This window comes from Dechloromonas denitrificans, assembly GCF_001551835.1.
GTDB classification, from domain to species: Bacteria; Pseudomonadota; Gammaproteobacteria; order Burkholderiales; family Rhodocyclaceae; genus Azonexus; species Azonexus denitrificans.
In genome coordinates this window covers 195,297-219,697 of the sequence record NZ_LODL01000013.1, presented here as the reverse complement: position 1 = coordinate 219,697, position 24,401 = coordinate 195,297, and the positions used below count along the sequence as shown (strand labels likewise).

19 protein-coding genes are annotated in these 24,401 nt (G+C 59.0%); 3 read left to right on the top strand and 16 right to left on the bottom strand.

The window, feature by feature from the left end; genetic code table 11:
- Window positions 1-21: 21 nt before the first annotated feature.
- Complete coding sequence (locus AT959_RS07265) at window positions 22-2,472, top strand: methyltransferase domain-containing protein (protein ID WP_066882128.1); 2,451 nt, start codon at window positions 22-24, stop codon at window positions 2,470-2,472.
- Window positions 2,469-4,220 (top strand): glycosyltransferase family 9 protein, encoded by a 1,752-nt coding sequence (locus AT959_RS07260; protein ID WP_066882126.1) that lies wholly within the window; start codon window positions 2,469-2,471, stop codon window positions 4,218-4,220. Before AT959_RS07265 ends, AT959_RS07260 begins: the two co-directional genes overlap by 4 nt.
- On the opposite strand, the gene AT959_RS20450 is transcribed toward AT959_RS07260, so the two are convergent.
- From AT959_RS20450 to AT959_RS07185, 16 genes are all read right to left on the bottom strand, one after another.
- Complete coding sequence (locus tag AT959_RS20450) at window positions 4,217-5,101, bottom strand: glycosyltransferase family 2 protein (RefSeq protein ID WP_083518271.1); 885 nt, start codon at window positions 5,099-5,101, stop codon at window positions 4,217-4,219. The two genes, AT959_RS07260 and AT959_RS20450, sit on opposite strands and share 4 nt — an antisense overlap.
- A gap of 123 nt (window positions 5,102-5,224) precedes the next feature.
- Window positions 5,225-6,127 carry an NAD-dependent epimerase/dehydratase family protein gene (locus AT959_RS07255; RefSeq protein ID WP_083518270.1) on the bottom strand — a complete coding sequence of 301 codons (903 nt, stop codon included), beginning with the start codon at window positions 6,125-6,127 and terminating at the stop codon, window positions 5,225-5,227.
- Window positions 6,124-7,245, bottom strand: a complete 1,122-nt coding sequence (locus AT959_RS07250; RefSeq protein WP_066882122.1) for a glycosyltransferase family 4 protein — start codon at window positions 7,243-7,245, stop codon at window positions 6,124-6,126. Before AT959_RS07250 ends, AT959_RS07255 begins: the two co-directional genes overlap by 4 nt.
- A 78-nt stretch (window positions 7,246-7,323) precedes the next feature.
- Entirely contained in the window at window positions 7,324-8,217 is an 894-nt protein-coding gene (locus tag AT959_RS07245) for a glycosyltransferase family 2 protein (protein WP_066882120.1), read from the bottom strand.
- The gene (locus AT959_RS07240; protein ID WP_066882354.1) at window positions 8,214-10,157 is read right to left on the bottom strand and encodes a tetratricopeptide repeat protein; all 1,944 of its coding nucleotides are present in this window, start codon (window positions 10,155-10,157) and stop codon (window positions 8,214-8,216) included. The genes AT959_RS07245 and AT959_RS07240 overlap by 4 nt, the downstream gene beginning before the upstream one ends.
- A gap of 85 nt (window positions 10,158-10,242) precedes the next feature.
- Window positions 10,243-10,674: a pilin gene (locus AT959_RS21985; protein ID WP_066882118.1), complete on the bottom strand. Its 432-nt coding sequence runs from the start codon at window positions 10,672-10,674 to the stop codon at window positions 10,243-10,245.
- 210 nt (window positions 10,675-10,884) lie between these two features.
- On the bottom strand, window positions 10,885-12,468 hold the full coding sequence (locus tag AT959_RS07230; RefSeq protein WP_066882116.1) for an HD family phosphohydrolase: 1,584 nt from the start codon (window positions 12,466-12,468) through the stop codon (window positions 10,885-10,887).
- A gap of 43 nt (window positions 12,469-12,511) precedes the next feature.
- Window positions 12,512-13,279: a 3',5'-cyclic-nucleotide phosphodiesterase gene (locus AT959_RS07225; protein WP_066882114.1), complete on the bottom strand. Its 768-nt coding sequence runs from the start codon at window positions 13,277-13,279 to the stop codon at window positions 12,512-12,514.
- 231 nt (window positions 13,280-13,510) lie between these two features.
- Window positions 13,511-14,206, bottom strand: coding sequence for an FHA domain-containing protein (locus tag AT959_RS07220; RefSeq protein ID WP_066882112.1), 696 nt, complete (start codon window positions 14,204-14,206; stop codon window positions 13,511-13,513).
- A gap of 15 nt (window positions 14,207-14,221) precedes the next feature.
- Window positions 14,222-15,046, bottom strand: a complete 825-nt coding sequence (locus tag AT959_RS07215) for a Stp1/IreP family PP2C-type Ser/Thr phosphatase (RefSeq protein ID WP_205629852.1) — start codon at window positions 15,044-15,046, stop codon at window positions 14,222-14,224.
- On the bottom strand, window positions 15,043-17,580 hold the full coding sequence (locus AT959_RS07210; RefSeq protein ID WP_066882110.1) for a CHASE2 domain-containing serine/threonine-protein kinase: 2,538 nt from the start codon (window positions 17,578-17,580) through the stop codon (window positions 15,043-15,045). The genes AT959_RS07215 and AT959_RS07210 overlap by 4 nt, the downstream gene beginning before the upstream one ends.
- Window positions 17,581-17,677: 97 nt before the next feature.
- Window positions 17,678-18,634: an ornithine cyclodeaminase family protein gene (locus AT959_RS07205; RefSeq protein WP_066882108.1), complete on the bottom strand. Its 957-nt coding sequence runs from the start codon at window positions 18,632-18,634 to the stop codon at window positions 17,678-17,680.
- Between the two features lie 9 nt (window positions 18,635-18,643).
- The gene (locus tag AT959_RS07200; protein WP_066882106.1) at window positions 18,644-19,345 is read right to left on the bottom strand and encodes a TerC family protein; all 702 of its coding nucleotides are present in this window, start codon (window positions 19,343-19,345) and stop codon (window positions 18,644-18,646) included.
- Window positions 19,346-19,409: 64 nt separating this feature from the next.
- The gene (sucD, locus tag AT959_RS07195; RefSeq protein ID WP_066882103.1) at window positions 19,410-20,303 is read right to left on the bottom strand and encodes a succinate--CoA ligase subunit alpha; all 894 of its coding nucleotides are present in this window, start codon (window positions 20,301-20,303) and stop codon (window positions 19,410-19,412) included.
- 11 nt (window positions 20,304-20,314) lie between these two features.
- Window positions 20,315-21,475 carry an ADP-forming succinate--CoA ligase subunit beta gene (gene sucC, locus AT959_RS07190; protein WP_066882101.1) on the bottom strand — a complete coding sequence of 387 codons (1,161 nt, stop codon included), beginning with the start codon at window positions 21,473-21,475 and terminating at the stop codon, window positions 20,315-20,317.
- A gap of 136 nt (window positions 21,476-21,611) precedes the next feature.
- Entirely contained in the window at window positions 21,612-22,970 is a 1,359-nt protein-coding gene (locus AT959_RS07185; RefSeq protein WP_157651239.1) for an MATE family efflux transporter, read from the bottom strand.
- 132 nt (window positions 22,971-23,102) lie between these two features.
- On the opposite strand from AT959_RS07185, the gene paaK reads away from it, so the two are divergent.
- On the top strand, window positions 23,103-24,398 hold the full coding sequence (gene paaK, locus AT959_RS07180) for a phenylacetate--CoA ligase PaaK (protein WP_066882099.1): 1,296 nt from the start codon (window positions 23,103-23,105) through the stop codon (window positions 24,396-24,398).
- Window positions 24,399-24,401 lie beyond the last annotated feature (3 nt).

Sequence of the window (24,401 nt, the reverse complement as noted above, 5' to 3'; positions counted from 1 at the left end):
CTCTCCTCCGATGCACTGCGCATGACGCTCAAACTCTTGGTTGAAGCCCTACCCGAGGCTTATCAGCCCATTTATGGCCACCCCGAATTCGATACTCAGGCTTCCCGGCCATGCCAAGATCGCCTACAGCTGATAAGCCTCATCCACGACCAACTGACGATACGGTTGGGACGACCACTCAAAGTTCTAGACCTTGGGTGCGCGCAAGGATATTTCAGCCTCCATCTCGCCGAACGGGGCGCAACGGTGATCGGCATTGACCGTCTCAAAGCGAACATCGAACTTTGTCAGCACTTGGCGGCTGCTCACTCAGGCCTTTCGGTTCAGTTTCGCGTCGGAAGCATTGAGGATACTCTGGAACGGCTGGAGCCACATGAGGCTGACCTAGTGCTTGGACTCAGCGTCCTGCATCACCTGTGTGCAGAGAAGGGGGCGGACACGACGAGATCAATGCTTAAGGCATTGAGCAACAAGATCAAGATAGGTTTATTCGAAGTTGCCGTGAAGGAAGAGCCAGTGACTTGGGCCTCGGCCCAGCCGGAAACGCCCGACTGGCTCTATCAGGACTTTGCATTCCTCGCCTGCGTTGGTGAATTCAACACCCACCTGTCGGAGCATAAGCGTCCGCTGTACTTTGCAAGCAATACTTGTTGGTTTGCTTGCAACACCATCACCCACTTTCAGCACTGGACGCCACTTGCCCACGAACTCGACCGCCTCGGACATGACCGCGGGCGACGCTATTTCGAGTCTGGCAGTCAACTAATGAAGCTATTTCGGTTCCACGGAAAGCATGGCGAATGGAATCGGAAGGAACTTGAGCGCGAAATTGCTTTCCTGAGCAGGGCCGATATTGCGGGCCTTCGCTATCCAAAAATACTCGGCTACAAACTTGGAAAACATGAGGGATGGGTGTTGCGCGAACGCATTCCAGGGCAACTCCTCAGTACCGCCCTGCTTGGTGACCAGCCCCCCGATCCGGGCACTGTCGTCGAGGCCCTACTACCCCAACTTTGCGAACTTGAGTTGCGCAACCTGTTCCACGAAGACCTGCGGGCCTGGAACGTTCTGTTAAGCACCGACGGACGGATCATCTTGATTGACTATGGCTCAATCACTTCGGAGCGAACTGACCGGGAATACCCGCAGGATTGGCGCATTCCGCTCCTGATTTTGCTCCATCGGCTCTACCACCCGTCAAACTTATTGGTCTGGCCCCCCAGGCTCGAGGAACTGCAGCCTACCCAGTTGCCGGAACCAGCCGCCAGAGTTGTCAGAAAGCTGTGGAATACCCCGGCAGATGCGTGGAACTGGGCAAAGTTTGCGCAGGAATGGGCGCGTGATGACATCGCCCACGCTCTTACATCCTCCAGAAGTCTGAAAGAGAACCTACATTCCGCATTGATTGAATCAACCACCCAAGAAATACAGCTGATCAAAACGCGCCTCTCAGACCTTGAAACAGAAGTCACCGCCACCCGAAACCGGCTACGCAAATGGGACCAGCGGCTCGCAGCCCTCAAACCAGCCTTCCGACTCCTGAACACTGTTTTCCCATCACGGATCAGAACGCAACCTGCTTTGTCTATGGACGATGGACCATTACAAGCCGTTCTGTGCCCCGTATGCAAGCAGGGTACAGGGCAGCTCTACATCGGCCCTGATACTTTCTCGCACCCGGTATATAAGTTGTTGCAATGCAATGCCTGCTGCTCTATTTTTTCCAACCCAATGCCTTCGGATAGCCAACTGGCAGAGCTCTATAGGCACGCATTCGATTACAGATGGTATCGTGACCATTACGATGCCAAGTTGAAGGATTGTCGGCAACGGGTAGAGGAATACCGACCATTACTGGGCAAGCGGATACTCGACTTTGGCGGCGGTATGGGCTACCTCTCAACCGCCCTAAAGGAAACTGGCTTCGATAGCCTGACTTACGACCCCTACGTCCCTGGGCAATCGCCTGGAAAAAACGAATGGAATACCGTAATCGCGCTGCATGTCCTTGAGCACTCGAACAATCTTGAACGCACCCTTTCGGAAATAAAGTCGCTACTCGCTCCCGGTGGACGCATTATCCTGGCGGTCCCGAATCGGGCTGGCGAAGGCTACCGGACGATGGGCATGAACTGGGTCTGGGCGCAACCTCCACTGGTTCACATATTCCATTTCACCGCCCAAGGTTTGAAGACCTTGCTGGAGCGTCACGGATTTATGGACATCGAGATTCGTTATCAGGACCGCTGGGATGCGAATCGCTTCTGCGACATTGAGCAAGCGGCTTTGTTCCGACAAAAAGATGCCCTGTGGTCATTGCAACCCTTCAATCGAATTGCCACCTATCGCCGTTGGATCGCCCGCCGAAATGCCAGACTCCGTTTTGCCGGCCTCACTGTAGCACAGACGAACCAGCCCCCGAATGACGACACACTTGCTGAACTCCAAGTCAGCGCTGTCCTCCATTCATGATTCGCATCGGCCTCATCAGCGATCGGCGATACGTCGTTTCAGACCCCGATCAACACTGGGAATGCGAGACCTACACGATCTCACCAACAGCACAGTCCTTTCGGGTGCTATTTCACTCCGCATTCTCCTCCCCGGCCCGTTATCTCCAAGAATTGGCCGTTCGGCTATCTGCGAACCATAGCGGGAAAGCCGAACAGCGGCTTGTCTTCAACCCCCTTTTTCAACTCGACAAGCAGGAAATTTGGCTTACCCTCTCCGCAATCCGTGCCGCCACTCCTTACACGGGGATCACTGTCCTTGCCGATCCAAGCGGGAAACCAGTAGCCTATCTCTTCCCAGGCAAGGTTATCGGAGGGAATGAGGCATATCTTTCCCTACTGTCAACTGTCGACGCCGAATTGGACGCTCGGCTTTGCTCCAAGCTTTTCAATCAGGAAACGCGTAACCTTCCTGTCGCCGGATTCAACCTGGCCAAAACATCGCACAACGGCTTTACCTATGAAGAAAACTTGCCGATTTACCGCTGGGTCGCGGCACATGCCCTCAAAGTACTGGCGAATCATCCTGGTAAAGCACCAAACGAACTCCCCGTGGCGGCCATCATGCCTCACCATGCAGGCGATGTCCTATTCTTCGCCTTGGCTTGGAATTCCATCCGCCCGACAGTTAACTCGCTAGTAGTGAACGCGTCCTATCGCGCCATCGCAGATGACATTGCCCCTAGCCTAAACCTCATCCCGCTCGACATACCGCCAATCAATCGAACGCCGGAATTTCGCCAAGGCAACGTGATGCCTGAGGGAGAATACTTCAAGGCTTTCTCGGACTTGCTGCCGACAAGCCACCTCCTACTCTACATGCGCCCCTCGCGCGACTACAACGTATCACGCTTTCACCTCATCGACCATTTTGCCTTCGCGCTTGGTCGCCACGTTTGGCGGGATACGGACCTTCTCGGCAATCGTCCTCTATTGCACGCTCAGCAATTCCCCAAGTCTCACCCCGATCAACCCACCCGAATACTGCTCTTCTTCGATGGCGGCTGGCCCCTAAAGGTGTACCCGCGACACGCCCAGCAACGACTCATTGATATCTTTCATCGTGATGGTTTCAACGTTACAGTCCTCGCAGGAAAAGGAGAGCACTACGAACGTTGCTCAACCGCCTTATTCGAAAATTACGCCCAGCTAAAAAATCTCCTGAAAAGCCAGGACATCATGGTAGGAATGGACTCCTTTCCAACACATTTGGCCGCCCACGTTCTGCATCTCCCAACGCTCTGTCTGTTTGCTAGCACACGACCACAAAACTCGGACGCACCGGCCTCTCCTCATTACCGCTTCCTGGAGCAGGGCCTACCCTGCCGTCCCTGCTATGGCATTGCACGTTGTCCACGCTATGGGAACACCGAGTGCGCCAACTTCTCTCCTCCCTGCAACGTCAAAGATGCCGTTGAGGTAATGTTGAACGGCTTGAATGGATATACCCCCCAAGAAATTCTGCCTTTGCCCCCCGAGCAACCTCTCCCAGCGCCAGAGATGGATTTGCGCCCTATCGGCACCTTGAAATTTAACCAGCACCGCGCCCGTTTTGCCCTGAATTGCCTCGCAGTCCGGCTCAAGCCATCATTCAGTTTCCTGAGACAACTTCATCGCGAATTCATGACCTCATTACGACGAGATGGCTGGCAACAAACCTACCTGAGGTCGACTCGCTATCTACGAAAACTCAATAAATCCCGCTGTTAAGGGCTATACAACCAGGACTGCCGGGCCGGTCCCATCCGCCCAGCGATGGCATCCAAAACACCAGCGGCAAAGGCCCTCACCTTGACCATTGGAGAGGGTTCAAAGAACACAACCAATAGCAGGCCAAGCAGCAGGCGCCCTCCTCGACGAAGACACCATTCAGGCTCATCACGCCAGTATCGGCGAATGGTAACAATCGAGTTCCGGGCTATGTAATACTTTCTTAACGGTGGGTGCTTTGGCAACCATCCCAACCCCCAAATCCTTGCGCCCCCTGGCTCCCCGACGCTATGCTCCATAGTCAGCTCTCTGCTGAGCACCACCCTGCCACCGTGAGCTCGAGCACGCAGACAAAATTCATGATCGACCTGATCAATGAAGTAGTCGTCACGAAAACCACCGATTCGTTTGGCAAAACTGACGTTAACTAGGCAACCTGACGTTATCACTGTCTTCTGCTCGACATACTCTCCTGGCTCGCCAACAGGCACTTTGAGTATGCCATTTCTTGCATCCAGGTAGTTTCCACCTAACACTACAGATTCAGGAATACATGAGGAGGCCACTTTAAGCAACGCGGTAGTCATCGATGGGTAGCATCGACTATCCTGATCCAAGGTAAGCAACCAGTCACAATCGAATTCAAGGGCCTTTCGCAATCCTTGATTTAGCGCCGTTGCAACACCAAGATTTGTGTAATTCCTTACCAAATAAACTTTCTCAGCCCCAAGCAACTCCTCATCCAGCAGCCATATCCGACTACCTTTAGGGGTATTGTCCACGATGACTAAAGCATCGACTTGCGGCAAGACTCTGGCAAGGCGATCCCAAAGGTCTACATCTGGGTAATACGTTACCACTACAGCACAGACCCCCCCCATTATGCGTATTCCTCACCACCTATAAGCCATTCGGGGACGCAGTTTCTCTTTACTAAAGCGCTTGTTGAAAACTCCATCAGGGCTTCCCTCGACTTATTTGAGGCGATTTTCCAGTCCCACTGTTCACTGTAGCGAGTTCCATGCCCGAAGCACCCCGGTCTCTAGATCAACTTCCGCCCTCCAGCCAAGCAGTTTTCTGGCCCGGTCCACATCCAGCACGATGCGTTTTACGTCGGATGACCGGGGCGGTTGATGTTCAATTTTCAGATGCCGTCCGCTAACACGCTCAACTAGCGCCACCAACGTATTCAGCGAAGTCCCCCGCCCCGCCCCAATGTTGTAGATGCCAACCGGCCCCGACAAGGCGCACAGACAGGCCGACACCAGATCGTCAATATATAAGTAATCTCGCACCGCTCCACCATCGCCATAGATGGTAACGCGATCACCATCCATCGCCCGCTCCAACAGCGTGCGGACCGCTCCAAAGCCAGAACGCAGCCCCTGTCCCGGACCGTAGACATTGGATGGCCGCAGGATGCTCAAACGCCCCGGATGGCGCTGGCCGAAGACGCCGAAAAAGCTCTCCAGCGCAAGTTTTCCCGCGCCATGATAGGAGAGAGGGGCCAGCGGAGTTTGCTCGGCAGCCAACTCGGCGTCACCATAGAGTGCGCCACCAGTCGAAACATACAAGTATCGGTTTGCCGGAAACCGCTGCGCACACTCAAGGAAACGCAGCGCCGGCAGCAAGTTTACCTCAGCCTCCATTGCTGGCCGCCAGACCGTATCAACTGGTGTGGTCGACGTCGCAAGATGAAAGACCTCTGTGCAACGAGCTAATAACGGGGCTACGACATCGGGATCTCCCTGATCCCCCTGGTGAGCAACGACACCGGCAGGCAATTCGCCAGCTAGGCTCCGAGAGAGCACATGGACCTCTTTGCCGTGTGCAACCAAGCGGGCAGCTAATGAACGTCCGATAAACCCAGCCCCACCAACCAGCAGAATTGCCCCTGTTGACTTCACGCGTGCCTCAGCAAATCATCATAGGCGCCAACATAGCGCCGGGCGCAATCATCCCATGTACCGATGCACTCAGCCACCCAGCGCCGTCCGGCCTCCCCCATGGCGCCACTCGTCTCTGGATTGTCCAGATGCTCCAAAGCCAAGCGGAAGCTCTCCCGGTCCGCTACCACGAGTCCGTTTTCACCATGGCGCACCAGATCCCTGTGGGCCGGCAGATCGGAGGCGATGACCGGCATGCCTGCGGCCATCGCCTCGATCATCACTTGCGGCCGCCCCTCGTCATGGGTACTTAAAGTCAACAGCCCCTGGACTCTGGGAAACCAGTCGGCTGCCAGCGCACCGGGATGAGTCGCTCCGTGATAGCGGATCCATGACGGCAATTCAATCGCCTCTTGCATTGGCCCAAGCAGATGAAGGTTTCTATGCACCCCGAAGAGCCCCCTCCCCCAATCGAGCAGGTGCCCCAGTTTCGCCCTCGTTACTCGGGAAACGAGCAGCCAGTCACCGCTACGCGCCGCCGGCTCACCACGCGTAATGTCAAACCACCGAGAATGCACACCGAACGGGATTGGGCGAATCTCGGCCAGGTCACCGAATTGCGCCTTTAGCGGAGGCAGCATCCACTCCGCATTGGGCGCCAGGATCACTGGTCTGTCGCGCAGAACCGAGCGCAGCATGGGCACCATGCCAGGCAGGCGGAGGAGAGCCAAGTCACTGCCAAGCACGGTGATTAGGGCGGAAATATCGAGCCCCTTGAGCGGCAAGGCATTTTGCAGCCAGTTCACATGGGCCACACGCTTTCCAGCCAATCTGCCAAATTGTTGATAGGCACGACGCAGTCGCAAACAGAGCGTGAGTGCGTCGCGCATCCCTTGCAAAGGTTTTTGGCGCAGCAGATGAGTTATCCCTCCCCGCTCAAGCAACCCCGACATCCAATTCGCATCGCCATCCCGAAGGACTGTCCGCACGCCGTCCGGCATATCGCCGGGCGGGGCCCACAGGGCGAGATCGACCCCATTCTGCCTGGCTAACGATTGCGCCATGTCATAGATGAAACGACCACGCCAATCGTCAGCATCCGCTGGATAGGATGTGGCCGTCAGCAATACTTGTCGCATTGACTCTCCAGTCCAACGACTCTGACGACGGCTTCGGTCAACGAAAAGGTATCGAAGAGCATGGTGCGACAGTGCCGCTTAAGGCTTGGGCTCCCTGCCCTCAACTGACTCGTCCATACCCTTGTAATGCAATGCTGAAATCTGTTCTGAAACAATACCGATCAGAAAGGTCAGGATTGCCGAAATGAACAGAAGGGCGCTCATGTTCGTAAAACGTCCGGTTCCGAGAAAGGTATAGATATAGTAGGACAGCCCGGTCAGGAAAAAGCCTGCGCTAATTGGCAAGAAGAGCCTCTGCGGTGAGTAGAGCGTACCGATTTTAATAATGATCAATAGAAATCGAACGCCATCACGAAAAGGACGAATATGGCTCTTTCCAATACGCCGGGGCGTATGAATCGGCACATAACCAACGCTGAAGCCCGCCCGAAAGAAACTCATCGTAATGGTCGTCGGGTAGGAGAAGCCATTAGGCAACAGATACAGAAACTTGCGGAATTTGTCAGCGCGAACAATGCGGAACCCGGAAGTAAGGTCTTCTACAGTTTGCATGACCATCCAGCTAGCCAATCGGCTGAAGATATCGTTGGCTACTGCGCGATGCGTCCCGGCATGCGACCCCGATTGACGCGCCCCAACCACCATGTCATAGCCTTGAGCAAACTTCTCCAGCAACGCAGGAATGTCCGCCGGCTGATGCTGGCCGTCCGCATCCATGAAGATCAAGACTTCGCCTCCAACGGCCCGGGTGCCTGACTTTATGGATGCCCCGTTGCCTAAGGAATAATGATGGCGTAGCCGTCTGACCTGAAACTCGGCACAAACTTCAGCCGTGTCATCAGTAGAACCGTCGTCGACAACCAGTATCTCGGCGCCGCTGATCGTCCCGACAAGATTTGGCAGCAGCTCACGCAAACCGCCAGCCTCATTTCTGGCTGGAATAACGATGGAAACGCGGTCGCTCGGCGTCATTGCTCTACTCGTTTTGTATGGGCTTGGCTATCAAGCATAATCAATTGCCCCAATAATTCGTCTAGCGTCTTTCGCTCCTCCGTAGAATAACGCTCCTCACGCAGCTCTAATAACAGTTTCTGAGCCTGTTCATGCTCTCCAGCAAGATACAGAAGTTGAGCCCATTTCAAGCGATTACTGGCATTCGTTGGCGCCAAGGCCATTGCCGCCCCCAAGGCAGCACGCGCAGCTGTTGGATCGTGTACTCTCAACCACAGGTAGTCTGCATGCCAGGAGTGGAGCATTGCCTGAATACCCTGAGATACGCCAGGATTAGCGAGCGCAGCGGCAAACAACCCGTCAACATCGGGCCGCGCCAAGCATAACGAGCCAGCGATGGACATTTCCTTCAGGCTATAAAGCACGTTTCTGTCCCCCGGCGCAAAAGGCGTTTCCCGAAGGCGGCGCGACAGTTCGTCGATATCGACCTGCGCTGCCCGCATCCCTGCCTTGCAGTTCAAGTGGATCAGGCCGAGCAAGCCCAATTTGAAATTCGGATCGAACTCGCCCGCCAATTCATAGTGCCTCCGGGCGAGAACATGGATTGTCGTGGTCGGCAAATCCGCATCAGGCAGGCCGGCCAAGGTGAGCCCCGCTTGGTATTGGGCACGCGGTGAGGTCCGGTGATGCTGGGATTCAATCTGCGTACGTCGCCCCTCTTCCCCGAATTGGTGGGCACGCAATCCCGTAATAAAGGTGAAATAGGACAGCGCGGCAATGGTCAGCGCTACACCGATCGTTCCGAGCCCGCGTTTGCTCTCTAGAAGCTGGAGCAGAGCCCAAGCTCCAACAAACAGTACCCCAAGGATCGGAAGATAATTCCGGTGTTCATGGGCGATTTCAAGGGGCAGAACAGTGGACTCCAGGGCGTGCCCGATTAGGAACCACGCAATCCCGAACGAGACGAGGGGGGAGCGCAAGCGAACTCGCCAAGCCAACCAAGCAAGGCCGACTAACCCGATCAGGGCCGGCAGCGTCACCCATGGAGAGAACAAGCTGGTAGAAATGGCAATATCGTCGTGATAAAGACCAAGTCTCTCCATGCTCGGGGCAACAATCAGGCCGAGATAGAACCAGAGCACTCTCCCCTCAGTCAGCAATCGCTCACCGAGCGAGAATGGGCGTAGGTCATAGCCGGCCCACAACCATTGGGCTCGCGAAGAAATTGCGTAAGCCCCCCCGGCTACTACGACGAGAATGGCTAAGGCAGAAAACAGGCGCGCAAAGCGGTCAAGGCTGCCACACGAACTCCGCCGCACAATCAGTTCCCAGGCTAGCGCGAAGAACGGGAACAGCAGGCCACTCTCTTTACTGAAGAAAGACAGTGGCCAGACCACCGTCCATGCCGATATCACCATTACCCAACCTGCGCGCCCGCCCCGTTCTCGTCCGACGACATGAAGCAGTAAGGCGGCAAGAAGAAAAAAGGCCGACAAGCTCGTCATGCGCTGAACGATGTGCAGAACAGGGAGGAGCTGGATCGGGTGCAGCAGCCAGATGGCGGTCAGCGCCCCCGTTGCCATAAGGATATTACGCTGCATGGCGGACGGTTTTGCGGCACCTAGCAAGCGGAATGCCAAGCCAAACACAAGGAAACCACAGGCAAGGTGAATCGCGAGATTGGTTGCCTTGAATACGAAGGGGTCAAAGCCGCTGAAATAGTGATTGAGAGCGAAGCTTAACTGGGCAACAGGCCGACCCAATGGGCCAGAACTTCCGCTCACCCATGCCTGATGTATAGCCTCAATCGATATGACGTTTAGGCGTACGCCTTCGAGATAAAGAATGCTTGCTTCATCGTCGAAGAAAAATCCGCCATTTAGTCCGGCCCAATAGACCGCGACCACAACTAGTAAAGCCAGCAATGCTGCGAAAGCAAAGCGCACCAGGTAAGAGACCAACGCAATCCTTTTCGGAACGGGGGCCACAAATCAAAAGAGGCGCCTCATTTCATATGAGGCGCCTCCTTCATAAAATCAATCCAAATTATTTGCAGCTAGCCGGCAAGTATTTGGCAGCCATCGTACCGCGAGCACAAACCCAAGTGACTTTACCAGTATTGGTGTCACCGGTACCAGTCAATGTAATTGTACCGGTGGGGGTGCTGCCGCCGATATTCTGAGCCGTAACAGTGATGGTAGCCACGGTGCCTGCCACAGTATATGCAAGATTATTTACATAGGTAGAGCCAGTGACATCAAAACCGGCAGATGCTGCAGACGGAGGCATGGAATTTTTCGTTTGGAACCATTCAGCAATTGAGGTTTTCGGGGCTGAGGAAGCAAGAATGAGTTCGCTCACTTTTGCACGCACCGTGTAATCCTGATAGGCCGGCAGCGCAACAGCAGCCAGAATGCCGATGATGGCGACAACGATCATCAGTTCGATCAGGGTAAAACCTTGTTGAACGCGTTTCATTTGAATCTCCTTTGATTGCGAAAGGCGGGAAAAACCGCTGACCATCTACAACCATGTTTCGTGCCAGACATGGCTAACTTGTTAGAAAAAAGAAAAAACCTTTTTATTCAATGCTGTATTTTTTTGCCGGCGATTTTCTTTGATCACCCAGCTTGAAGAAGTGCCGAAAAACGTCAGGCCGCCTCATGTTTTATGTCACCCAACCACTCATCAATCGAGTTGGCGCTCCCGGAGATAGCTTTCGGCATACTTCCGGTACACCTCGCTCTGGGTAAAGACTTCGTGCAAATCAGGGTCGATGTGGCCGCCGTTCTTGAAATTCTCAAGGATTTTCAAGGCCTGCGACAGTTTCATGCCTTCCTTGTAGGGCCGGTCTTTCGCGGTCAGCGCCTCGAAGATGTCGGCGATCCCCATGATCCTCGCCTGCCAGCTCATCTCTTCGCGTTTCAGGCCGCGCGGGTAGCCCTTGCCGTCCATCCGTTCGTGGTGGCCGCCGGCGTATTCTGGGACGTTTTTCAGGTGTTTGGGCCAGGGTAACTGCTCCAGCATCCGGATCGTGGCGACGATGTGGTGGTTGATGATTTCACGCTCGGACTCGGTCAGCGTGCCAGTGCGGATGCTCAGGTTTTCCAGTTCATCGGCGGATAGGAAGGGCGCATCCCTGCCCTCGACATCACGCCAGCGATATTCCCCGGCAATGCGCTGAATGTGGGCGAGGTCGGCATCGCTCATTTTTTCGCTGCCAATATTCGCCTGACGGAGAATGCTGCGGTCGACATCGCATTTTTGGCAAAAACTGCGATAGATCGCCTCCGCTTCGCCGGCCTCCTTGCCCTCGGCAATGCTGCGCCACATGTGTACCTCCGCATCGCGCTTGATAACCTCGAAGCGCGTCTCGAGCAGGTGAATGCGGTCATAGATGGTTTGCAGCTTGGTCGCCTTGTCGACCACATGCACCGGCGTAGTGATCTTGCCGCAGTCATGGAGCAGCGCGGCGATACGTAACTCGTAGCGATCCTTGTCGGTCAGCTTGAAGTCGGCGAGCGGCCCTTCGGTCGTTGCGTCGGCTGCATCCGCCAGCATCATCGTCAGTTCCGGGACGCGCTGGCAATGGCCGGCGGTGTAGGGCGATTTATCGTCGATGGCCAGATTGATCAGTTTGATGAAGGACTCGAACAGCATTTCCAGTTGCTGGACGAGCTGGCGATTGGTCAGCGCAATGGCCGCCTGGGAGGCGAGCGACTCGGCAAGACGCTGGTCGGCGGCGGAAAAAGCTACGGTCTGACCAGTTTGCGGTGACAAGGCATTGATCAGTTGCAGGACGCCGATCAACTCCCCTTCATGGTTCTTCATCGGCACGGTCAGGAAGGATTGGGAACGGTAGCCGGTACGCTCGTCGAACTGGCGGGTGCCGGAAAAGTCAAATCCCGCTGCCGTATAGGCATCGGCGATGTTGACCGTCTTGCCGGTAATCGCCGCATAGGCAGCCACCATGCGGTTGTTGGCGACACCGTCCGTGCCGTAAAGCGGCAGATCCGGGAAATTGCCGGAGGCCGGCAAGGCGGCGGAGCCGCCGAAGGCAATCTGCAGCGAATCGGTGCGGACAATCTCGAAATGCAGGTGTTTGCCGTCTTCTGACAGCAGATAGAGCGTGCCGCCGTCAGCCCGGGTGATGGCTTTGGCGGCGAGCAGGATTTTTTCGAGTAGCCGTTCGAGCTGGCGCTCACTGGAGAGCGAAGCGCCGATATCGTTGAGTTGATCGAGGCGGCTGAATAGATCGTCAAGCGTTTCCATGCTTGCTCCTCCGGCTTGCCTCGCCGGCGCGAGGCTGGCTGTCTCAAAAATCGAGAATCTGGTTGTTTTGCAGCATGTGCGGCTTGAAGTCGCCGAGGCTGCTTTCAATCTCTTCCATGGTCAATTCGATCTTGCCCGGCTTCAGGTGCGTGACGTGGATCTCGCATGGCCACAGCAGCTTCTGCAGTTCCGCCGCCAGCAAGTGCGGGTAGAAATGCTTGGAAGCGGTGGCCAAGGCTGCTTCGCCGTTGGAGAAAGCACACTCGATGATCAGGTGCCGCAGATTCGGAATACCGTTCACCGCCGCCCAGAAGTCGGCGCACGGCCCGGTATCGCCGGAGAAAACCAGGCTACCGGCTCCCGAATCGAGGCAATAGCCGGCGGCCGGCACCGTATGATCGGCCGGCAGCGCGGTAATGCGCCGCCCATCGAGGTCGACCGTCTGCTGCACGGCAAGCGGCTGATAGCGCATCAGGGGCTGCTCGCGGTCGGGAATTTCCGTGAAATCCGGCCAGATCGACCAGTTGAAGATATGGCGCTGCAAGCTGGCCAGCACCGCCGCGGTGCCATACACCGTCAGCGGCTGGCGGCGCCGGTCGGCGACGGTATCGACCATCAGGGGCAGCGAGGCGATATGGTCGAGGTGGGCATGGGTCAGGAAGACATGGTCGATGGCCGCCAGTTCGGCGATCGACAGGTCGGCCACCCCGGTGCCGGCATCGATCAGGATGTCGTGATCGACCAGGAAGGAGGTGGTCCGCAGGTGTCGGCCACCGATACCGCCACTACAACCAAGGACTCTGAGTTTCATGCCTATTTCGTCTGAAAAGTGGTTACCGCGCACCATTGCTCATCCGCCTGACTGACCCTGCCAGCCAGCCAGGCGTTCGACGTACAACCGGCAACTCGGCGAGCATTATTGCAGATTGTATATCTGGAGTTCAGCAGGCCCCACTCCTCGGCGCGATAGCGGCAGCAGAATCAGAGAAATGATGCCGAGAAGAAAGGGATCGGCTGTTTTTTTGGCGGGGGGACTGAAAGCTCAGGACCTCAGGAAGAACTCCATCTTGATCCCGGCAATCTCGATCACGTCATGGTCTTTCAGACGATAGGCCTGGGCATCCAGCGCCTGGCCGTTGACGATGGGGAACTGCAAACCTTCGACGTGGGTGATGAAATAACCGTGCGGTCGCTTGGCGATCACCGCCACCTGCAGGCCTGGCTTGCCGAGCGTGGTCAGCGTCTTGGTCAGGTCGAGTTCCTTGCCGGCATTGGCACCGTTCAGCAACTGCACCGCCGCGGCCGGCATAGCGCTCGGCGCCGGCGCAGCGGCGGGCGCCACGTTGCTGCGCGTACCATGCTCGACGAGTTGCAAGTCCTGCGGCCGGATGGCGCTGGAACGGATGGCCGACGATTTCTCGTATTCGCTGGGAGTGCCGGCCCCGACCTGCAATTCGGCCATGTACTTGAGCCGGTATTTGCCCAGTTCGACGACATCGTTGTTGCGCAGGAAATGCTTCTTGATCGGCTGCCCGTTGACCAGGGTACCGTTGGTGCTGTTCATGTCCTCAAGGAAAGAGTCGTTGAGGATGGTGACGATCACCGCATGCTCGCCGGAAATAGCCAGGTTATCGATCTGGATATCGTTGTGCGGCTTTCGGCCGATGGTCAGGCGCTCCTTGGTCAGCTGAATTTCCTTGAGCACCAGCCCATCCATCGAAAGGATCATTTTTGCCATATTGCCTGCCTCATCTCACTTGAGCCGGGCCAGCAGCTTTTGCCACCAGCCCCGGGATACCGTGTAATCACCGCGCACCCTCACCAGAATCACCGAAATATTATCCCGCCCGCCATTGTCATTCGCCATATGCACCAGATGCTCTGCCGCCAGCGCCAGATTGTCGCCCAGGGTTTGCACGGCCAGCGCAATCTCGGTGTCGTCCAGCATGTCACTGAGGCCATCCGAGCAGAGCAGAAAAATGTCATCGAGCTGGACGTCGTAGTCGTGAATCTCCGTTTCGACCACCGCGTCGACACCCAGTGCCCGCGTGACAAGGTTCTTGTTCAGGGAGTGGCGAGCTTCTTCAGGGCTAATCATGCCACTATCAAGCTGTTCCTGTAAGAGGGAATGGTCCTTGGTCAACTGCTCGAAATAGCCGCCCCGCAGCCGGTAGAGGCGCGAATCCCCGAGATGGGCGACACTCATACGATTATCATAAAAGCAGGCGACAACCAGCGTCGTCCCCATGCCGGCATAGCGCGGCTGGCTTTCGGCGGCCTGAAAAATGGCCGTATTGACCGCCGATATCTCGGCGAGCAGGCGCTGGTGCATGACCTCGGCCCGCATCGACTCGGCGTCGCGCATCGGCGAGGCTGCCATGAACTGGGCGAAATTCGCCGCCAGCAGCGTCGTCGCCATGACACTCGCCACTTCGCCAGCGTTATAGCCGCCCATGCCGTCGGCCAGAATGGCCAGCCCCAGGCCGGCATCGGCAAACACCGCATCCTCGTTCTGGCCGCGCACCAGGCCCGGGTCGGTCGCCGTCACCATCTCGAGGGCATTGGCCAGCTTTTTCATTGCTCCGCCTCCGTCGCTGCCAGGCCGGTCAGGCAAGCGCGCAAATCGGCGGCCATTTGGCCGCCTTGCTGATAGCGCAGCTCGACATTCTTCTGCAAGGCGCGCTCGATCACAGCCACAACCGCGGCCGGCAGTTGCGGGTTAAGGGCGGCGATATCGGCCGGCGCCTCGTTGGCAATCCGGAACATCAACTGGGCCAGGGATTCGCCGATAAACGGCAGTTGACCGCAGCACATCTGGTAAAGCGTGACGCCGAGCGAAAAAAGGTCGGAACGACCGTCGATTTTCTTGCCGGCCAGTTGTTCCGGCGACATGTAGGAAGGCGTCCCGAGTACCATGCCGGTCCGCGTTTTCGACGAGTCGGTAATGCGGGCAATGCCAAAATCGGTCACTTTGACCTGATCCGAGGCCGGCTCGTACATGATGTTGGCCGGCTTGATGTCGCGATGGACGACATTGTTGCGGTGCGCGTAATCCAGCGCATCGGCCACCCGGGCCATGATCGACAAAACGTTCGGCAGCGGCAGCAAGGCACCCGGCTTGGTCTGCGGCACCAGATCGCCCCCCTTCAGGAATTCCATGGCGATATAGGCCAGGTCGCGTTCCTCGCCGGCGTCGTACATGGTGACGATGTTCGGATGATTGAGGCGGCCGGCCGTCTCCGCCTCGCGGAAGAAGCGCTGCTTGACCTCGACCAGCTCGTCGGCATCGAACTCCTGGGCCAGCGCCATGGTCTTGATCGCGACTACCCGGTTGATCTTCGGATCGCGCCCGAGATAGACCACGCCCATCGCCCCCTTGCCCAGTTCTTTTTCCAGCTGGTAACGCCCCAACATCGGCTTCTCGACCTGCGCGTCGCCCAACAGCACGGCGCCGCTCGCCGTTTGTCCGCGTGATCCAGCCAACAGCACGTTATCCGACATCTGCTTGAGGCGGGCCAGGCGCTCGGGCAGATCGCGGAACTTGGGATTGAAATCGGCCATGTAGCGCAATACCGCTTCCGCCTTGTTGAACTGGCGCTTGCGTTCGTAATCCAGGGCCAGGCTGTAGAGGCTGTCGAGCAGCGCCTCATCGAGCGGGCAGCGGCGAAACTTGTCGAAAGCCAGGTCGAGCATGCCCTGCCCCTGGAAAGCCAGCCCCAGCATGCGGTTGGATTCGGCCGACTCGAGATCGGACTTTTCCTTGCCGCGCTCGGTCAGCAGAAAGTGCCGGGTTGTCAGCAGCAGATGGCCGATCAGCAGCAGGCTGCTCGCCCCCATCAGCGGGATCCAGATCCCGGCTCCGAGCATCAGCCCGAAATGGCTGCCGACCAAGGCGACCAGCACGAGCAGGGTGAACAGCGCGCCAACGCCCGCCGTCAGACGCGGCAAGACGAACATCAGATAAAGGCCGACCAGCAGCATGGCGCCCAGGCTGACCCAGTTGCCCCAGCGCGGGGTCACGAAAAAATCTTCCTGCAGGATGCTTGACACCGAATGCGCCAGGGTCAGCACCGGTGGCATCGCGAGCGAGATCGGCGTCACCTGCGCCGCCCCCAGGCCGGCCGCCGTCGCCCCGACCAGCACGATCTTGCCGGCATATTTGCTGGCCGGAATCTTGCCGGAAAGGACATCGTCGAAAGAATCGACCGAAAACGCCGGTCGACCGGCGGCATCCCGGTAGAAGAAGGTATTCATCTCCGTGCGTCGATTGGTCGGTATGCGCAGCTTGCCGAGGCGGACCTCCTGGCCGAGGGTGACCCGGATGTCGGCTGGCCCGAGATTCAGGCTGCGCGCCGCCACCATCAGGGACAGGGCCGGGTAGAACTGGTCGAAATAACGAATGACCAGCGGTTCACTGCGGATCGCGCCATCGGCATCCGGTCGCGCATTCAAATGCCCGAGTGCCAAGGCCTGACCACCCAGCATTTCGATCGGCAGTTGCACCTGCACGGCGCTAGCTGCCTCGCCGTTGGCCTCGGCGACCTGCGGCAAGCGATTCTTGACGACAAAATCGGCCAGCGCACCGTCCGGGCGACCGCGCGCCTCACCCAGTTCAAAGAGGAAAGGCAGGATGACGTTGCCCGCCCGAGCCAGGCTCCCGGCCAGTTGGCGGTCGGTATTCAGGGTCGTTTCCGCCTCGCTGAGCAGGGCAGCGATCCGGGCGGTTTCCGGCGTCTGAGCCACGCCTTCGGCGGCCGCCTGGTTGACGATGTCGATCAGGCGGCTGATGTAGCGATAGCCCGGGTCGAGCTGTGCCTCGGAGAAGAACACAGTGCTGGCGATCACCTTGGCCGGCGCACTGGCCAGGCGGTCGATCAGGCGGGCATGCAGGTCACGCGACCACGGCCAGCGGCCTAGATTGGCCAAGCTCGGTTCATCGATGGCAATAATTGCGATGCGTTCGCTGGGCGTGCGGCTGACCGCCTGCACCCCGATGTCGTAGGCCTTGCGCTCAAGGCTGTGCAGCAGATCGCTCGCCCCGGCCAGCAGCAAGAGCAGCGTCAGCAGCCCGCCGAGAAACCATTCCGACCGCCAGAATGCGGCTTTTGCCATCCCCTTTTTCCCTTCCATCCCCGTAGCTGCTGCCCAACACCCTTGAAGCATAGGAACCGGGCATATTCTTACGCCGAGCCCGAGCCCCGGTCAAACTTCATTGCAACGGGATTTCCATCCCCAGGCCGGCCGCTTCGGCCGCCGCCAGCACGCGCAAGGCGACGGCAAGGTCCTGGATGGCCAGGCCCTGCGACTCAAACACGGTAATTTGCTCGGCCGAGCCCCGCCCCGGATGGCAACCGATGATCACCTCGCCCAGTTCGACCATCTGGCGCGGTTGCAGGCGCCCCTTTTCGAGCAGCGGCAACAGATCGCCAGCCTCGGCCAGTGCCGTGGCGACGGTATCGACCGCGATCAGGCCGCAACGGCGCAGCGTCGCTTCCGACAATTCCTGGCGAATCAGCGCATTCGAGCCGGCGGCATTGATGTGCGTCCCGGGGCTCAACCATTCGGCGTCGAACAGCGGCTGCGCGGCAGTCGTCACCGTGCCGAGCAGATCGCTGTCACGGACGGCCGCTTCGGCGCTCGCCGCCGCCACGACGCGGACGCCGGTCTGTTCGCTTAGCCGCTGGCAGAACGCAGCCAGTTTGTCGGCCTGGCGCGCGAACACCTTGACGCACTCCAGCGGTAGTGCCTCGCAGATGGCGCGGACATGCCCCTCGGCCTGCCAGCCGGCACCGAACACCCCGGCCACCTTGGCCTCGGGCCGGGCCAGCCATTTGGCCGCCACCCCGCTCGCCGCGCCAGTGCGGATCATGCCCAGATAGTCGGCCTCGATCATCGCCCGCAGACGGCCGCTGGCCGCGTCGAACAGGTGCACCAGAAAACGGTTGCCGCTGCGGTTGCTGGTATAGGCCTTATAACCGAGCACGCCCTGGGCCGGCAAGGCGCCCTGCAGGATGTGCAGCGCCGTCTGCGGCAGACGGCTCCGCGCCCGCGGCGTGTCCTGCGCCTGGCCGAGCGCCAGGTCGCGATGCGCAGATTCGACGGCCTCCATGGCCATTCCTACGGTCAACAGCTGTTTTACGTCATTTTCCGAAAGAAACAGGGCCATGCTTACTCCTTAGACGATTGTCACATCCTGGCGGGCCAGGATCCGCTGCTCCAGCCAGCGGCCAACCGCCACCACGACCAGCGCCCCGACGGCGCCGGCCACCTTCGCCGACCAGGCCGGCAAGGGCGGCAGCACGCCGAGTACCCCGGGGTCGGTAAACACCATCTGCCCCGCGACATAACCGAGCAAGGCCGCACCGAACAGTACGATAGACGGAAAACGCTCCATCCAGTGCAGGATCAACTGGCTCGACCAGACGATCAGCGGAATGCTGACGGCCAAACCGAACAACAGCAGCGCCAGGCTGCCATGCGCCGCGCCGGCCACGGCAATCACGTTATCGAGGCTCATCACGAAATCGGCGACGACGATGGTCTTGACGGCGCCCCACAGGTGGGCCGAGGACTTGATGTCGTGCCCCTCCTCATCCTCGGGCAGCATCAGCTTGACGGCAATCCACACCAGCAGCAGGCCGCCGACCAGTTTCAGCCAGGGCAGGTCCATGACCAGCGCGGCAAAAACCGTCAGCACCACACGCAGGCTGACCGCCCCGGCGACCCCCCAGAAGATGCCCGTGCGCCGCTGTTCCGGCGACAGGTTGCGGCAGGCCAGTGCAATGACCACGGCGTTGTCGCCGGAGAGCACGATATCGATCAGGATGATCTGGCCGACGGCGATCCAGAAAGCGGTAGAAAAAAAGTCGAGTTCCATAAACCTGCAGACGAAAAAAAGGCGGACCCACGGCCCGCCTTTTTGGTTGAGCTAGGCTCGAATTTTACAGCATGGCCTTGAGCAGCTTGGCCATTTCGGACGGATTGCGCGTTACCTTGAAGCCGCACTCTTCCATGATGGCAAGCTTGGCATCGGCAGTGTCGGCACCGCCGGAGATCAACGCACCGGCGTGACCCATGCGCTTGCCGGCCGGGGCGGTAACACCGGCGATGAAGCCGACGATCGGCTTCTTCATGTTTTCCTTGCACCACATGGCGGCTTCGGCTTCGTCCGGACCACCGATTTCGCCGATCATGATGACGGCGTCGGTATCCGGATCGTCGTTGAAGGCCTTCATGACGTCGATGTGCTTCAGACCGTTGATCGGGTCACCACCGATACCGACGGCAGACGACTGGCCGAGACCGATTTCGGTCAGCTGGCCAACGGCTTCGTAAGTCAGGGTGCCGGAGCGGGAAACGACGCCGATGCGACCCTTGCGGTGGATGTGACCCGGCATGATGCCGATCTTCACTTCGTCCGGGGTGATCAGGCCGGGGCAGTTCGGGCCGAGCAGCAGGGTCTTCTTGCCGCCCTTGGCTTCCTTTTCCTTCATCTTGTTGCGCAGGATCAGCATGTCGCGCACAGGAATGCCTTCGGTGATACAGATGGCCAGATCGAGGTCGGCTTCAACGGCTTCCCAGATCGCGGCAGCAGCACCCGGGGGCGGCACGTAGATGACGGAAACGGTGGCGCCGGTTTCGGCCGCGGCTTCCTTGACGGAGGCGTAGATGGGGATGTTGAAGATGGACTCGCCGGCCTTCTTCGGGTTCACGCCGGCAACGAAGCATTCCTTGCCGTTGGCGTATTCCTGGCACTTTTCCGTGTGGAACTGACCGGTCTTGCCGGTGATGCCCTGGGTGATGATTCGGGTGTCTTTATTGATGAAAATGGACATTCAATAGCTCCTTACTTGACCGCAGCAACGATCTTGGTGGCGGCTTCGGCCATGGAATCGGCAGAGATGATCGGCAGACCGGAATCCTTGAGGATCTGCTTGCCCATGTCTTCGTTGGTACCCTTCATGCGCACGACGAGCGGCACGGACAGATGGGTTTCCTTCGCTGCGGCAACGACGCCGGTAGCGATGGTGTCGCACTTCATGATGCCGCCGAAGATGTTGACCAGGATGCCCTTGACCTTCGGGTTCTTGAGCATGATCTTGAATGCTTCGGTGACCTTCTCGGTCGTCGCGCCGCCGCCGACGTCGAGGAAGTTGGCCGGCTCGGCGCCGAACAGCTTGATGGTGTCCATCGTGGCCATGGCCAGACCGGCACCGTTCACCAGACAGCCGATGTTGCCGTCGAGGGAGATGTAAGCCAGATCGAACTTGGAAGCTTCAATTTCGTCAGCGTCTTCTTCGTCCAGGTCGCGCATGGCGACAATTTCTTCCTGACGGTACAGGGCGTTGGAGTCGAAGTTGAACTTGGCGTCGATCGCCTTGACGGTGCCGTCGGTTTCGTGGATCAGCGGATTGATTTCGGCCAGCGAAGCATCCGTTTCCATGTAGCAGGTGTAGAGCTTCTTCAGCGTGTCGATGCACTGCGGAATCGAGGCTTCGTTCATGCCCATGCCCTTGGCCAGGGTCATGCCCTGCTCGTCGGTCAGGCCGACCAGCGGGTTAACGAAGACCTTGACGATCTTTTCCGGGGTCTTGTGGGCAACTTCCTCGATGTCCATGCCGCCTTCGTAGGAGGCCATGATGGCAACGGACTGCGTGGCGCGATCGGTCAGCGCTGCAACGTAGTACTCGTGCTGGATGTCAGCACCTTCTTCGATCAGCAGGTGGCGGACCTTCTGGCCTTCCGGACCGGTCTGGTGCGTGATCAGCTGCATGCCGAGGATCTGGCTGGCGTATTCGCGCACTTTTTCCAGGGAGGTTGCGACCTTGACGCCGCCGCCCTTGCCACGGCCACCGGCGTGAATCTGGGCCTTGACGACCCAGACCTTGCCGCCCAGGGTTTCGGCTGCCTTGACCGCGTCATCGACGGTCGTGCAGTGAATCCCGCGCGGAACCGTAACGCCGAATTTCTTCAGGAGTTGTTTGCCCTGATATTCGTGAATTTTCATGCGCTTTCCTTGCGTTTAGTTGAGTTGCGAGCAATGAGCGGTGGCCGAAACATCCCCTGACCCCACCCGGTTATACCGTCTTGAGCCCAAAATCTTACCACATACGGAAAAAATTATTGCAGACCAAAATTCATAATTATGGAACCGATTCGACGCCCTGCATGGCCTTGTGCAGCAGCGGCAGCAACATCGCGGCAGCCAGGATCAGACCGGCCACCGCGGCCAGCCAGAATCCGGCCACGCCAAGCGGCGGCGACCAGCGATAACAAAGCCAGGCACCGCCCAGCAAACCGATGCCCCAAAAACAGAAAGTCTGGACCAGCATCGGCGCAAACGTCACCCGGTAGGCGCGCAAGGCATGGCCGGCCACCGTCTGCAAGGCATCGAAAAACTGGTAGATGGCGACGTAGATGACCAGGCCGACCGCCACCGCCCGCACCGCCGGGTCATCGGTATAGGCGGCGACCAGCGGTTCGGCGGCCAGCCAGAGCAGCAGGCCGGCCAGCGTCGACAAGCCGGCGGCGAGCAGCAAGCCAGCGCGCACCGTGGCATGGGCGCGCGGCCAGTCGCGCCCGCCAACCGCCTGGCCGAGCGCCGCCATCGTCGCAATGGCCAGCGACAAGGGCAGCATGTAAGTCAGGGCCGAGATGTTGGCGACGATCCGGTGACCGGCGACAACGGTGGCGCCGAGCGAGGCGACGAACAGACTGACCAGCGTAAACGAAGTGATCTCGACCAGATTGGACAAGCCCATCGGCAAGCCGAGGCGCAGCAGTTCGCGCCACATTGGCCAATGCGGCCGCTGCCACTGGCTGAATGGCCGGTAACGCTTGCCGAGCGGGCCGCAAGCGAGATAAGCCCCACCGCTCAGGCAGGCCAGCCAGCCGATCACGATATTGGACAGGGCGCAGCCGACCACCCCAAGCGGTTCGCCCAGCCAGCCCTGCAAGGCCAGCCCCCAGGCCAGCAGCGCATGCAGACAGAGGCTGAAGAGGCCGATCCCCATCAACACCCGCGGCTTGCCCAGGGCATTGCAAAAGGCGTAGAAGGTGCGATAGCCGAGCGCCGCCGGCAGCCCCCAGGCGAGCAGCGCCAAATATTGCCGGACCTTGGCGTCGACCGCGGCATCCATGTTGGCCACGCCGAGCAGCGCCCCCGGGTAAAGCAGGAAGAGCACGCCGGGGATGCTGAGCAACAGGGCCAGCCAGAAGCCCTGCTGCAGAACACCGGCCACTTCCCCGTCGCGCCCGGCGCCATGCAGATGGGCGACAACCGGCGCCACCGCCTGCAGGATGCCGACCAGAGCGAAAACCACGGAGACATGAATGCCGCCGCCAATCGCCACCGCCGCCAGATCGAGCGGGCTGACGTGACCGAGGACGGCGGTATCGACCACCATCATGCCGATGGAGGCGAGCTGGGCGATCAGGATCGGGAAGGCATGGGCAAGGAGCCCGCGGGCAGCGGCAAGAAGCATGGGGCGGGATTGTCGCATGGCGCGGATTGCGCCGCGCCCTTGCCTGCCGCGAAGCCGGCGGTCGACCGGCAAAAACATGACAAATTGATCTGGCTCAACCGGTCGCCCGCTTGGCCGAACGAGAATTTGCCGCTCACGAGGGAGACAACAATGAAAAAAGGCTTACACGCCATCGAATCGGCCAGCCGCGATGAAATCGCCGCGTTGCAGGTCGAACGTCTGAAATGGACCTTGCATCACGCCTACGACAACGTGGCGCACTACAAGACCAGCTTCGATGCGGCCGGGATTCACCCGGACGACTTCAGAGAGCTGGCCGATCTGGCGAAATTTCCATTCACCAGCAAGCAGGACCTGCGCGACAACTACCCTTACGGCATGTTCGCCGTGCCGCGCGAACAGGTCGCCCGCATCCACGCTTCGAGCGGCACCACCGGCAAGCCGACTGTCGTCGGCTACACGCAGCAGGACATCGACACCTGGGCCGAGCTGATCGCCCGCTCGATTTACGCCTCGGGCGGCCGGCCCGGCGACATCGTCCATGTTGCCTACGGCTACGGCCTGTTTACCGGCGGCCTCGGCGCCCATTACGGCGCCGAGAAGCTCGGTTGCACGGTGATCCCGATGTCCGGCGGGCAGACCGAGAAGCAGGTCCAGCTGATCTGTGACTTCAAGCCGAACATCATCATGGTCACACCGTCCTACATGCTGAACATCGCCGACGAATTCCGCCGCCAGGGCATCGACCCGCGCAGCACGGCGCTGCGCATCGGCATCCACGGCGCCGAACCGTGGACCGACGCCATGCGCGGCGAGATCGAGAACGCCTTCGGCATCGACGCCATCGACATCTACGGCCTGTCGGAAGTGATCGGCCCGGGCGTCGCCAACGAATGCACCGAGAGCAAGGATGGTCCGGTGATCTGGGAGGATCACTTCTATCCGGAAATCATCGACTCCAACACCGGCGCGGTGCTGCCCGAAGGCAGCCAGGGCGAACTGGTGTTCACCTCGCTGAGCAAGGAAGCGATGCCGGTCATCCGCTACCGGACGCGCGACCTGACCCGGCTGCTGCCGCCGACTTCACGCTCGATGCGACGGATTGGCAAGATCACCGGCCGTTCGGACGACATGCTGATCATTCGCGGCGTCAATGTCTTCCCGACCCAGATCGAGGAACTGATCCTGCGCCAGGCCAAGCTGTCGCCGCATTACATGCTGGAAGTGACGCGCGACGGCCACCTCGACTCGATCAAGGTCAATGTCGAACTGAAGCCGGAGTTCCAGTTCGCCAGCAGCGCCGAGAAGGAGTTCGTGGTGCACGACCTGCAGCACCACATCAAGTCCTACATCGGCATTTCGGCCCGGATCGACGTCGTCGAGGTCGGCGGCATCGAACGCTCCGCCGGCAAGGCGAAGCGCGTCATCGACAAGCGCCCGAACTAAGCC